General features: G+C 62.7%; 12 protein-coding genes and 1 pseudogene. 2 read left to right on the plus strand and 11 right to left on the minus strand.

Annotated features, from left to right (window positions below):
* Position 1: 1 nt before the first annotated feature.
* Entirely contained in the window at positions 2 to 589 is a 588-nt protein-coding gene (pnuC, locus tag ACY8D3_RS18605) for a nicotinamide riboside transporter PnuC (RefSeq protein WP_462380302.1), read from the plus strand.
* A gap of 46 nt (positions 590 to 635) precedes the next feature.
* Here the strand turns inward: pnuC and ACY8D3_RS18610 are convergent, their stop codons facing one another.
* Positions 636 to 2,129 (minus strand): DASS family sodium-coupled anion symporter, encoded by a 1,494-nt coding sequence (locus tag ACY8D3_RS18610; RefSeq protein ID WP_462380303.1) that lies wholly within the window; start codon positions 2,127 to 2,129, stop codon positions 636 to 638.
* Positions 2,130 to 2,296: 167 nt separating this feature from the next.
* Between ACY8D3_RS18610 and ACY8D3_RS18615 the strand changes: the two genes are divergently transcribed.
* Positions 2,297 to 2,764 (plus strand): hypothetical protein, encoded by a 468-nt coding sequence (locus ACY8D3_RS18615; protein ID WP_462380304.1) that lies wholly within the window; start codon positions 2,297 to 2,299, stop codon positions 2,762 to 2,764.
* 95 nt (positions 2,765 to 2,859) lie between these two features.
* Here the strand turns inward: ACY8D3_RS18615 and ACY8D3_RS18620 are convergent, their stop codons facing one another.
* From ACY8D3_RS18620 to ACY8D3_RS18665, 10 genes and pseudogenes are all read right to left on the minus strand, one after another.
* Positions 2,860 to 3,615, minus strand: a complete 756-nt coding sequence (locus tag ACY8D3_RS18620; RefSeq protein ID WP_462380305.1) for an SDR family oxidoreductase — start codon at positions 3,613 to 3,615, stop codon at positions 2,860 to 2,862.
* A gap of 1 nt (position 3,616) precedes the next feature.
* Entirely contained in the window at positions 3,617 to 4,048 is a 432-nt protein-coding gene (hepT, locus tag ACY8D3_RS18625; RefSeq protein WP_462384450.1) for a type VII toxin-antitoxin system HepT family RNase toxin, read from the minus strand.
* Positions 4,038 to 4,433, minus strand: a complete 396-nt coding sequence (mntA, locus tag ACY8D3_RS18630; RefSeq protein ID WP_462380306.1) for a type VII toxin-antitoxin system MntA family adenylyltransferase antitoxin — start codon at positions 4,431 to 4,433, stop codon at positions 4,038 to 4,040. Before mntA ends, hepT begins: the two co-directional genes overlap by 11 nt.
* A gap of 17 nt (positions 4,434 to 4,450) precedes the next feature.
* On the minus strand, positions 4,451 to 5,824 hold the full coding sequence (ppnN, locus tag ACY8D3_RS18635) for a nucleotide 5'-monophosphate nucleosidase PpnN (RefSeq protein WP_462380307.1): 1,374 nt from the start codon (positions 5,822 to 5,824) through the stop codon (positions 4,451 to 4,453).
* A 130-nt stretch (positions 5,825 to 5,954) separates the two neighbouring features.
* The gene (cls, locus tag ACY8D3_RS18640) at positions 5,955 to 7,400 is read right to left on the minus strand and encodes a cardiolipin synthase (RefSeq protein WP_462380308.1); all 1,446 of its coding nucleotides are present in this window, start codon (positions 7,398 to 7,400) and stop codon (positions 5,955 to 5,957) included.
* A 200-nt stretch (positions 7,401 to 7,600) separates the two neighbouring features.
* A complete protein-coding gene (locus ACY8D3_RS18645) occupies positions 7,601 to 8,527 on the minus strand; it encodes a CHAD domain-containing protein (protein WP_462380310.1) in 927 nt (308 codons plus the stop codon).
* A gap of 140 nt (positions 8,528 to 8,667) precedes the next feature.
* Positions 8,668 to 9,270 carry a nitroreductase family protein gene (locus ACY8D3_RS18650; protein WP_462380311.1) on the minus strand — a complete coding sequence of 201 codons (603 nt, stop codon included), beginning with the start codon at positions 9,268 to 9,270 and terminating at the stop codon, positions 8,668 to 8,670.
* Positions 9,271 to 9,351: 81 nt separating this feature from the next.
* Positions 9,352 to 10,668 (minus strand): NTP/NDP exchange transporter, encoded by a 1,317-nt coding sequence (locus tag ACY8D3_RS18655; RefSeq protein WP_462380312.1) that lies wholly within the window; start codon positions 10,666 to 10,668, stop codon positions 9,352 to 9,354.
* Positions 10,669 to 10,674: 6 nt separating this feature from the next.
* Positions 10,675 to 11,600 (minus strand): annotated as a pseudogene (locus ACY8D3_RS18660) (aldo/keto reductase).
* A gap of 132 nt (positions 11,601 to 11,732) precedes the next feature.
* On the minus strand, positions 11,733 to 12,527 hold the full coding sequence (locus ACY8D3_RS18665) for an SDR family NAD(P)-dependent oxidoreductase (RefSeq protein ID WP_462380314.1): 795 nt from the start codon (positions 12,525 to 12,527) through the stop codon (positions 11,733 to 11,735).
* Positions 12,528 to 12,608 lie beyond the last annotated feature (81 nt).

Raw genomic sequence — 12,608 nt, forward strand, 5'->3', positions numbered from 1 at the left:
CATGTCGCCTCTGGAAATCCTGGCCGTAATCGTCAATATCGCGGGCGTCTGGCTGACCGCACAGCGCATACGCTGGTGCTGGCCGGTCAGCATCGTCGCGGTGCTGCTCTATGCATGGATATTCTTCGAGGTGAAGCTGTACTCGGACATGCTGCTTCAGCTTGCCTTCGTCGGGATGCAGGCCTACGGCTGGTGGCAATGGAGCCGGGGCATGGACGATGAAGGCCGCGTCCATGTGCAACGCCTGCCGGGCGCCACCGCACGGGCATCACTCACCCTTGGGCTGATTGGCGGCCTGCTATTGGGCGCGGCCATGCACACGTTGACCGATGCGGCCGTGCCCTGGCTCGATGCGCTGCTGGCCAGTTTCAGCCTCGTCGCCAGCTTCTGGGCCGCACGCAAGTACCTGGCGAGCTGGTGGCTGTGGATCGTGCTGGATGTCATCTACGTCGGCCTTTTCGCCTACAAGGACCTGTATCTCACCGCCGCGTTGTACGGCGGTTTCATCGCCCTCGCTGTCTACGGCCTGCGCGCCTGGCAGCTCGACCTGCGTCGTAACGCCTCGACTGGCCCGGCAGCGGCCCACTAGGTTCTGTAGGAAAAGTCGTCGAGCGCAGGCACTTTTCGTACAGAGCCTAGATCCAGCCCAGCCAGGCCCACCAGGTCTTGGCAAATACCAGCATAAGCAGGTAGCCGATGACGGTGACGACAATGCCTACCTTCGCGAACTGGCGGGCGTTGAACGTATCGGTGCCCAGGCAGACCATGTTCTGCGGCGCGTTGATCGGCAGGATGAATCCATAGCTGACGACGAATCCCAGCAGCATCGTCATGCCGAGCCGATTGAAGTCGCCCGGCAGCGTCTGTAGGACCGACATCAGGATCGGAATCAGCGCGGACGTTAGCGCCGTTGCACTGGCGAAACCCAGGTGAATGAGGATGAGGAAGGCCGACAGCACGGCGAAGATACCCAGCGGCCCGAGACCGTCCAGCCCGGTACGGCTGACGACCTGCGTGCCAAGCCACTGACCGGCCTGCGTGGTCAGCAGCACCGTGCCCAGGCTGATGCCCACCCCGAAGACGATCACGGTCCCCCACGGAATCCGCGACTGCACATCTTTCCAGGCCATCACCCCCACGTGGGGAAGCATCAGAAGGACCAGCCCGGCATACGCCGTGGTCGTGGTATCGAGACTGTGAAGCTTGCCTTCGGTCGCCCAGAATGCCAGCAGGATCAGCGAGACGGCCAGCAATCGCTTCTGCGGCCCTGTCATCGGGCCCAGTTCGCGGAGCTGACCGGCGATCGCGTCCTTGCCGCCAGAGACGCCGTCCTGCTCGGGTGGCAACAGTTTCAGAACCACCACCAGCAGCACGCCCGACATCAGCACCGCCCACGGCGCGCCGGCGATGAGCCAGTCGATCCAGCTCACCCGTTCACCGAGGATCTTGTCCATGAAACCCACCGTCAGCAGGTTCTGCGCAGCCGCCGTCTGAATGCCAATGTTCCAGATGCTGGTGCCCTGCGCGACGACAATCATCATGGCGGCCGCCAAATTGGAGCGGCGGTCAATTCCGAAGGCCAGAATGACACCGAGCATGATCGGCACCACACAGGCGCTGCGCGCCGTCGCGCTCGGGACGACAAGGCTGAGCAGGATCGTGACGACGATGGCGCCAATCAGGATGTTGCGGGGGCGTGTGCCCACGCGGGACAGCGTGACCAGGGCGATGCGCTTGTCCAGGCCGGTATGGGTCATGGCCGCCGCGATGAACAGGGCGCCGGCTACCAGCGCAAGGGCCGGGCTGGAAAAGCCCGTGAGCGCCATGCCGATGGCCGCCGATGTGCCGTAGACGTGATCCGGCTGGCCAATGACGGGCGCCGTGCCCACCAGGAGCGCGATCAAGGTCGTGATGATGATGGCGCTGGCTTCGTACGACACGGCTTCGGTGATCCACACGATCACCGCGAAGACCAACACGGCAAGGACGCGCTGCCCGGCTACGGGAAGGTCTGCCGGTAAGGGCAAACACAGCACGGCGATCAGGCCGGCTACCCCGAACATCAGGCCGATGGGCAATTTGAAGCGAGTACCTTGCGGGCCGATATTGGCGGGCGTTTGCGTGGCCATGACGGCGCTCCTTTGGATCCGGACGTGATCAGCATAGGAGGTCGCGGGCGGCATAGCCTTGACTTGCATCAGACCGCGGCTGAATGGTCACCGAGCCGGTCGCTGCCAGCCGTTTTGTGCCGCATGGTAGGATGGCGCGTTTTCTGTCCTACCTTCCGAGGTCCGTGATGAGCTCGCCTTCGAGTCGTTCCGTGTGCGTCATCGCCTTCACCGTTCTTCTTTCCGCCTGCCAGCTGAGCCCAAAGGAAGCGCCCGATCCCTTGGCTGCCGACTACGCCCGTGTTGAGCAAAGCCTGGCGGCTGGGCGTTATGGCGAAGCACAGATTCGCCTGAACGCGATGCCGGCCGAAGCCGAGCACGATCCGCGCAACGAGCAATATCAGCGCCGTCTCTATGACGCGTATCTGCAGCAGGGTCGCCGTGCGCTGCAAGCGGGTGATATGGACGGCGCGACCAAGGCGCTCAGCCATGCCCGTAGCCTGAGGCCGAGCGCACCTGCCCTGACGACCGGCCTGGACGGCGCGCTGGAACATGCACGTAACGCACAGAAGGCGCAGTTCGAAGCGGACCGGGCACGCGAAGAAGCCGAGAAGGCCGCGGCAGATGCGGCCGAGGCCTCGCAGAACACGCCCTGACCTGCCGGGCGGTTCCCCCAAGGCCCTACGTCAGAAGCGATCGGACCATGCCGGTCCGGCCGTTTCCAATCACAGCTTCGATTGCCGCCTCGGGACTATCCCCGCCCTACGAACGGCATCTTCGTCGCCATCACTGTGAGTGTCTGAACGTTGGCGTCGAGCGGCAGGCTCGCCATGTAGCGCACGGCATCGGCGACATGCTTTAAATCGATCCGCGGCTCCACGGCCTTTTCACCGTTGGCCTGGAGTATGCCGGCAGCCATGGCTTCGGTCATTTCGGTTGCCGCGTTGCCGATGTCGATCTGCCCACAGGCGATATCGAATGCGCGCCCATCGAGTGACAGCGCCTTGGTGAGCCCGGCCACAGCGTGCTTGGTTGCGGTATAGGGCGCGCTAAATGGCCGCGGCGCGTGTGCCGAGATCGAACCGTTATTGATGATGCGTCCGCCCTGCGGCTGCTGCCGCCGCATGAGACGAAATGCAGCGCGGCTGCACAGGAATACGCCCGTGAGATTGGTATCGACTGCCCGGAACCAGGCGTCAAGCTCCAGCTCATCGATGGGAACGGCCGGGGCACCGACACCGGCATTGTTGAAGAGCAGGTCGAGCCGCCCGTAGGTATCGCTTATCCGGTCGAACAGCGCCTCGACGCTGCCCTCCTCGGTGACATCGCAGGCCACCGGCAGGATGTCATGCCCCTGCCCCGCTGCTTCGGCAGCCAGCGCCTGCAGCGGCTCGAGCCTGCGCGCCGCGGCCACCACGGTGTAGCCATCTTCGGCGAGCGCCAGTGCGACGGCCTTGCCGATACCCTGGGATGCGCCGGTTACGAGAGCGATTTTTGAACGTGCCATATCAGTCCTTCTTATTGTTCTGATTCCCCTGCTGGAGCAGAAGACGGGAATAGGTCAAAAAATCGTCCAGATGCCGCGTGATGATGGCGACGGTGATCGGCAGCTGCAGATCCTGGTACTGGTGCACCGCGATGTTGCGAAATCCCACCATGCGTTTGAGGGATTCACTCAGCGGCTCAGGGATATGACCTGCCCGTGCCAGTAGGCCAAAGACGTCACGCGAACTCTGCGGCAATCCCAAACGTTCGCGACGGATCAGATGCTGCCCCATATCCAGCGCCGCCTCGCAGGCGCGCTGAACATTCAGTATGGCCGCGTCCTGCCGTGTGTAGTCTTCTCCAAAGCGTGCGGGATCATGCGCATATTCCTCTCGCGCCCGCGCAACGCAGCGCTCGATGGACGCCGCCTTGTTCAACAACACATCATCGACCATATACATGTCCTTCCCGCTGAATGTCGTCGAGAAGACCGGCACGCGCTCGGTCGAGCTCGAGCTTCTCGCTCAACATGGCGCATTCGAAGAGGCCCGCCTCCACACCGGATGCCCACCAGCGCTCGCCGGTGGTCAAAACCTGGTATTGCATGACAGTGGAGGCGCGACGCAAGTCGAGCAGATCGACCGGACATCCCGTGATCTGCGCCAGATCACCCGCCAGCATCCACAGTTGCATGGGGTCCGCGTAACCCGCGACCAGGACGGCAAGGTCCAGGTCGCTGGCCGCGTTCGCATCGCCGGAAATCCGACTGCCGAATGCATAGATCCCAAGCAAATCCGATACCTCGCGGCGCAGCACATCGACCAGGGTCTGTCTGTCCATGGGAAGGTCCTGTGTACTCAGCTCACCACGCGGTAGCACGGCACGTAGGCGGAGCCGCCAGGCAGCTTCATGCGGTGCTGCTCGACGAACGCCTGCAGGAGGCGATCGAGCGGGTCCATGATGCGCTTCTCACCGCGCAGCTCGTACGGCCCATGTTCCTCGATCAGGCGGATGCCGTGTGCCTTCACGTTACCCGCCACGATGCCGGAGAAGGCGCGCCGCAGATTGGCGGCCAGCTCGTGCACGGGCTGGTTGCGGGTCAGGTTGAGGCTTGCCATGTTTTCGTGGGTGGGCTCGAACGGGTGCTGGAAGCTCTCGTCGATCTTCAGCAGCCAGTTGAAGTGGAACGCGTCGTTACGCTCGCGGCGGAATTGCTTGACTGCCTTGATGCCGGCGGCCATCTGCCGGGCAACTTCGGCGGGATCGTTCGGGATCAGCACGTAGCGCTTCTGTGCTTCGTCACCCAGCGTTGCGCCGATGAAGTCATGCAGCTGCTGCAAGTAGGGTTCGGCGCTCTGCGGGCCGGTCAGGATCAGCGGGAATGGCAGATCCTGGTTGTCCGGGTGCATGAGGATACCCAGCAGGTAGAGGAATTCCTCGGCCGTACCGGCGCCGCCCGGGAAGATGATGATGCCATGACCGACCCGAACGAACGCCTCGAGGCGCTTCTCGATGTCCGGCAGGATCACCAGTTCATTGACGATGGGATTCGGCGCCTCGGCCGCAATAATGCCGGGTTCGGTCAGGCCCAGGTAGCGAGCGCCTGTGATGCGCTGCTTGGCGTGAGCGATAGTCGCGCCCTTCATGGGCCCCTTCATTACGCCCGGACCGCAACCGGTGCAGACGTCGAGCGCGCGCAGGCCGAGCTCATGGCCGACCCGCTTGGTGTACTTGTATTCCTCGGTGCTGATGGAATGACCGCCCCAGCACACCACCATTTTCGGCTCGGCCCCTGCGCGCAGGGTACGGGCGTTGCGCAGGAGGTGGAACACATAGTCGGTCAGCCCGTTCGAGGACTCGGTATCGACGCGTTTGTTTTCCAGCTCGCTCTGGGTATAGACGATGTCACGCAGGGCGCTGAACAGCATCTCGCGGGTACTGGCGATCATCTCGCCGTCGACGAAGGCATCGCCCGGCGCGTTCAGCAGCTCCAGCCGGATACCGCGATCCTGCTGATGGATCTTGACCTCGAAATCCGGATACGCCTCAAGAATGGTCTTGGCGTTATCGCTGTGCGAACCCGTATTGAGGATAGCCAGCGCGCATTGGCGGAACAGCGCATAGACACTGCCGGATCCTGTTTCGCGCAGCTGTTGGACTTCACGCTGTGAGAGGGTTTCGAGGCTGCCTTTCGGCGATACGGATGCATTGATGGTGTTACGTAGGGGCATTGGCTATCTCGTGATCGTGACGATTGGGGGGCCACGGGTTGATCGAGCCGGGCCGGCAAGGGCGCCCGACGGTATATGGAGCCATTCGACTCCTTCGGCGCCCGGGATGCAACCGGCGTGCAACGCGGCGTCACAGCACCGGCGCAACGAGCCGCGCAACCCGCATGCCCAGCTGCTGGATACGCGCAGGCTTGGTGTCGTGGTCGGGGTCGACCTCGATCGAATCCTGGAAGTCCGCTTCGAGCATGCGCGTCACCTGATCCGCGAAGGTCGTATCGGCCGTGAGCACCATCACTTCGAAGTTCAGCCGGAATGAGCGGTTGTCCAGATTCGCGCTGCCTACGGCCGCGATCTCGTCGTCGACGAGCACCACTTTCTGATGCAGGAAGCCCGGCTGATAGCGGAAAACGCGAACCCCGATGCGCGCCGCTTCGAGTGCATACAGGCTGGACGCGGCATAGACGATGCGGTGGTCCGGGCGCGACGGCAGCAACAGGCGTACATCCACGCCGCGAAGCACCGCCAGCCGCATCGCCGAGAACACCGCTTCATCCGGGACGAAGTAGGGGCTGGTGATCCAGATGCGCTCGCGCGCCGAATTGAGCGCCTGAACGAAGAACAGCGAGCCGGTTTCAGCGGGATCCGCCGGGCCGCTGCACACGACCTGGCAGACCATGTCGTGCTGCTCGGCGTAGGCTTCGGGCAGCAGCAGCGGTGGCAACTCACGCGCGGCCCAATACCAGTCCTCCGCGAAGGATTCCTGCAGGCAGGCCAGTACCGGCCCTCGCAGTTCGATATGGGTGTCGCGCCAGGGAGATAGCTTGGGCTTGCCGCCGAGGTATTCGTCGCCCACGTTGTGCCCGCCCACGAAACCCACCTGGCCGTCGATGACGACGATCTTGCGGTGGTTGCGGAAGTTGAGCTGGAAGCGATTGATGACACCACCGCGCGCCTTGAAACCACGCACGCGTACCCCAGCTGCTTCCAGCTCTGCCACGTAGGCCCGCGAGAGCGCATGACTGCCAATGCTGTCGTATAGCAGGTACACCGCCACGCCAGCCGTTGCGCGTTCGAGCAATGCGGCTTGCAGGCGACGACCGATGACGTCGTCATGGATGATGAAAAACTGCACAAGGACCACGTTCTCTGCCTTCCCGATTGCCTCGATGATGGCGTCAAACGTTTCGGTACCATTGACCAACAGGCGCACGCTATTGCCGGCAAGGCTCGGCATGTTCGTCAGACGCGCATAGGGGCGAAACGGGTGAGGCTGTGCATCCGCATCCGGTACAGCGAGCGCCTCTTCGATCCAGGGCCGCCAGTCGAGCGCCGTCATCGCTTCGCGCATCTCGCGGTTGGCGCGACGACGCGAGCGGATATACGCATCGAATTGGCTGCGCCCGAAGACGAGGTAAGGCACCAGCGTCAGGTAGGGCATGAATACGAGGGAAATGGCCCAGGCGATTGCGCCCTGGGACGTGCGGACGGTGAAGACCGCGTGTACGGCTGCTACCAATCCCAACAGTTGGATGCTGGCGGCGAGGTAGCCCAGCAGATAGAAACTCTCTTGCACCATTCAGGCTCGGGTCCGGACAGTCGAAAGCGTGGATTGCGTACGAACCGGTGCAGATGACGCAGGCTAAGCGGCGCTCAACCCGGCCCGATCACCTATCGCCGGCCATGCAGAATCCGGTCACTGTCCAGTATGAGACCCGTTCCGTCGACAGGGGTGCTGTAACAAGTTGCAGCGGGCGCGCGCCCGCTGCGATGGGTGGATCAGACGCTATTTTCGTCGTGCCGCTCGGCCTTGTCCTGCCGGGCCTGTTCCTGTGCAATCGACCAGTAACGTGACCACCGCTCCACAAGCGCCTCGGGCCGATCCGCGTAGAGGCGATGGCCGAGCCTGACGGCGTCCACGTAGATCTCACGCTGGCGTTGAGCGATGGTTTCGCCGATGGCTTGGCGCGTATTGGGGGCGCCGAACAAGGCCGGCTGCTCGTCGATCAACGTCCTCAGCACGAACAGGTCGTGGTCCTCGCCCAGGTATTCAGCCAGCTCGTCCAGAGAGGCCTCCCAGGCATCAAACTGTGCCGGCCAGGCATCTCGCAGCAGGCGAACCTGGTACCAGTGATCCTTCACGCGCTTGCGCCAGTCGTGACGCACCTCATCGTGGTCCGGCGCCTTGCATACCGCCTTGAGCGCCTTGCGACCATCCCGATAGCTCTTCTCGACACCTGCCGCGAACAGCTTGAACCCGGAGCGCTTGAGCGACCAATCCCTGAGCCGGACGCGCATCACCTCCAGCGCCTCGGCGGTCTGTGCGCGGCTTTCTTCCGCCTCGGGCGCCGCCTCGACACGCTGCACCAAGCGCTCGCGGATACGCTTCATGGCAGGAGAGGAAAAACGACGTCGGTCCACCTCGGCAAGACGATCCCATGCCTCGACCATCGCCGCTGCGTCACGCTGCGCCGAGAGCTGTCGGCCGAGATCACGCAGATCGGTGTTCCAATCTGAAAAGGATTGCCCAAGGGGTTGGCGAACGAGACGCAGCAGGGCGCGCGTTTCCTTCAATCGCTTGCGCGCATCGTGGACGCCTTTGGGCGTATCCGTGCGGAGGGACTGTGCAGCTTTGGCAAGTCGCTTGTCAGCGACACGTACGACTTCACGGGCAGCCTTTTTGCCCGCGCGAATCCGAAACGACATGGCAGGACATCCGAAGCAAGTTAGCATACGAGCGTAACGACCCCTCTCGCCGCGAGCTAGAGGGGTTCGCCCGGTTTCATAAAAACTTCATGATTGTTACATGAAGTCTTCACGCTGCTGCGCTTCGTGTTCCCGTCGATTCAGAACGTATTGCGCAGCACGACTTCGTCGTAAGGCAGCTTACCCACGCGAGGCTTGGCCTCAACAGTACCTTTGCCTATTGCGACCATCAGACCGATCACATGGTTTTCGGGCAGCTTGATAAGTTTCGCTACAGCATCGAAATCAAAACCATCCATCGGGCAGGAATCCAGCCCCTTGCCGCATGCGGCCAGCATCAATGTCTGAGCTGCCAGACCGCAGCTGCGCATGGTTTCGTCACGCTGAACCTGCGGCTTGCCACGATAGTAGGTATCGATGGCGCCAGCCATGTAGTCCTGAACCTCCGCGGGTGCGCCTTCCCACACGCGGCGGGCATTCTTTTCCCAGCTGTCGACCTGCGCGCAAATCACGACCAGCATCGAGGCATCGGTCATCTGGGGTTGGCCCCAGCCCACTTCGCGGATCTGCGCACGCAGTTGCGGGTCGCTGACTTCGACCAGTCGTACGTGCTGCAGGTTGAATGCCGTCGGCGCATACAAGGCGGCCTTGAGCAACTCATCCTTCTCGGTCTCGCTTAGCGTGAAGGCGGGATCGTACTGCTTGATGGCGCGGCGGCTGACGATCGCTTCATCAACGGTCATAGGGCAATTCTCGGTTGTTTAGAATGGTGCGCATGCTAAGGGAGACGCCAGAAGGCGAATATTAAGATTTCGCGATGATCATCATCGATGCCGATGATCAATTGGCGTCGCGGTACGTGACTGTCGGTCCGCCCGGGCACCCAGATACCAGCCCAGCGCACCCCATAGTGCCGCGCATAGCGCGCCTACTACCGCAACGAGCCAGGCGCCCTGGCCCAGCATGTCGAGGAAGCTCTTGGCCCAACCGCTGATAGCGTCGCCCGCGCGGTAGACCACCGTATCGATGAAGTTCTTTGCCTTGTACTTGCTCTCGGCGTCCAGCGGTGCGAACAGCATTTCGCGTCCGGGCCTTACGAAGGCATATTCGCCGATGCGCCGAATGATCATGAGGCCCGCCAGCATGGCGAACGTCGGAGCCAGTGCAAGGGCTACGAAGCCGAGGCACACCAGCGCCGGGACGACGGCAAGCAGCACACGCACGCCCATGCGCTGCGCGATTCTGCCGGTGAGGAAGATCTGTGACAGCAGGGCGCCGGCCTGGACGACGACATCGATAGTGCCGAAAACCCTTACCTGCGCTTCGCGGTCAGGAAACCGTTCGGCGACGAGCCGGGCCTGCTCGAAATAGAGGAACGTACTGACCGTCGCCAGCAAGATGACGAACGCGGCGATGCCCAGCAGGTAGGGTGAGCGCAGCACACGCGTGAGCCCACTGAACGGATTGCCAGCAATGGGCCGCCTGGGACTTTCGGCCTGCGCAGCGCCGGAACGCCCTGCTCCGCCCTCTTCCCGCCAATTCATGAGGTATTGCTTGAGGCCGAGCGCTGCGAGCAGCAACGCGGCGGATATCATGACCAGGCCGCCGTTGCCGAGCACACCCACCAGTGCCGCACTCATGGCTGGCCCGACGAGCCCACCGACGCTGGCACCTGCCGCGATGAAGGCAAAAAGCCGCTTGGCCTGCGGGGCATCGAAGACGTCCGCCATCAGGCTCCAGGCGACCGAAACGACAAACAGGTTGTAGACGGAAAGCCAGACGTAGAAAACCCGTGCGATCCACACATTTTCTTCGTGCAGAAAAAACACTGCTGCAAAAACAAGGAGGTTGAGGCTGAAGAAGCCGTACACCCAGTCGATCAGCCGGGCTCTCGGGACACGCGAGCTCAGCCAGGCGAAGACCGGCACCGCCGCCAGCATCACGAAGAAGGTCGCGGTGAACAGCCACTGCAGATTGTCGACACCGCCCATGATGCCCATCGATTCGCGAATGGGCCGTAGCATGAAATAGCCGGCGAACAGGCAGAAGAACAGACCGAAGCCGGCCAGCGCGGGCGCGAACTCACCCTGCCCCGCATTAACGGCGCTGGCGAGGCGCCCGGCGAACGTTCTGGATGTCATCGGCGGTCAGGCGAAGAGCTGCGCGATACGTTCCCGCTGCTCTTCATCAGGCATGCGGCCCTGACCAGCCATGATGTTGTCAGCCATGTAACGTGGATTGGAGGTCGCCGGGATCGCTACTGTAACGCCGGGCGCAGATACCACGAACTTGAGCATCAACTGCGCCCAGGTGGTGACGTCGATCTCGGACGCCCAGTCCGGCAACGGCTTCTCGCGCACCTTGTTGAACAGGTCCCCCGCAGGAACGGCCGGTTGATGAGGGTGGCGATGCCATTATCCACACAGTAAGGCAGCAATCGCTTCTCGGCATTACGCGCGCCTACGGAATAATTGAACTGCACGAAGTCGACCTTATCGCGCTCCATGGCCTCGATCAGGTCCTCATGGGCAGAATCGACGTAATGCGTGATACCGATATAGCGGACGCGCCCTTCTTGCTTGAGTTCGCGCAACAGTGCCAACTGGTTGGCCGTGTCCTGAAGATTGTGGACCTGGATCAGATCGATCGTATCGGTACGCAGTGCCTTGAAGCTGGCTTCGATCTGGGCAGCGCCACGCTGCCTGCCCTGCGAGGATACCTTCGTGGCAAGGAACGTGCGCTTGCGCAGGCCGCCATCGGCCACCAGCGCGCCGGTCACCGCTTCAGCACGGCCATAGCTCGGCGCGGTATCGATGAGCCGTCCGCCGCCATTGACCAGCGTACGCAAGACATCACGAAGCGGGCTCATGGCTTCCTTGTCGTCCAGACCCACATTGAAGCTGGAGGCAGTGCCCAACCCGATGATCGGCAGCGCTTCATCGGTGCCCGGAATCGTGCGTGTAATCAGCCCATCAGCCGGTGCTGCCCAGACCCGGGCGGGCAGCAGCTGCGACATGGCCGCCAATGTGGCAAGGGATGCGGCCGATCGTACGAATTGGCGACGCGTCTGCATCGAAGGGTCTCCTGTCTGGCAAATCATTGCGGCGGCCAGGTTGACCGCGAACCCTGTCTCAACGTGGTCGACCCGCCACCATCTGTCTAGCCATGCGGGCCGTAAAGCCCACCAACGGATGACGGTTATGTTTCAGACAATGTCGTCGACTACGCCCCCATCCACGCGCAGCGCGGCACCTGAAGTAGCCGAAGCCTGCATGGAACACACGTAGACGATCATGCTGGCGACTTCTTCGGGCCGCGCGGCTCGCCCGATAACGGAGCTTGGCCGATTGGCTTTCACGAAATCGGTCGCGACGTCTTCCACGTCGCGGCCTTCCTGTTCGGCCTGGTCCTTGAGCATGCTACGCAGCCCTTCGGACAGTGTAGGCCCGGGCAGGACCGCGTTGACGGTGACGCCCGTGCCGGCCATGCGCTTTGCCAGGCCGCGCGAGAGGCTGAGCTGGCCCGTCTTGGTAAAACCGTAATGGATCATGTCCGAAGGGATGTTGCGGGCCGACTCGGAAGAGACGAAGACCACACGGCCCCAGCCGCGCGCCTCCATGGCCGGCAGATAGGCCCTGGCCAGACGAACCCCCGACATGACGTTGATCTGGAAGAAACGCTCCCAGACATCGTCGCCGGTCTCGAAGAAGTCCTGTGCGCCGTAGATGCCCGCGTTGTTCACGAGAATGTCCAGCTCGTCTATCGCCTCACGAATCCTGGCGACGCCGTGGGCGTCACTAAGGTCTGCGACTACACCGATGAAGTCAGCACCAGGAACCGCGTTCGAAAGGCGCGACACCGCATCGTCTACCGAGGCCTGGGTTCGCCCGTTCACTGCAACGCGAGCACCGGCTTCGGCCAGCCCCTGAGCCGTTGCGAAGCCGATACCAGCCGTCGAAGCCGTGACCAGCGCGGTCTTGCCGGAAAGGTCGATTTTCATGGTTGGATTCCACCTGTCTCGAGACCGCATGCGAACGCGTGCGGACGCTGTACAAAAGGGAGCCAGGCGGTCATGCGCCTG

The sequence above is a fragment of the Pseudomonas sp. Marseille-QA0892 genome, assembly GCF_054950135.1.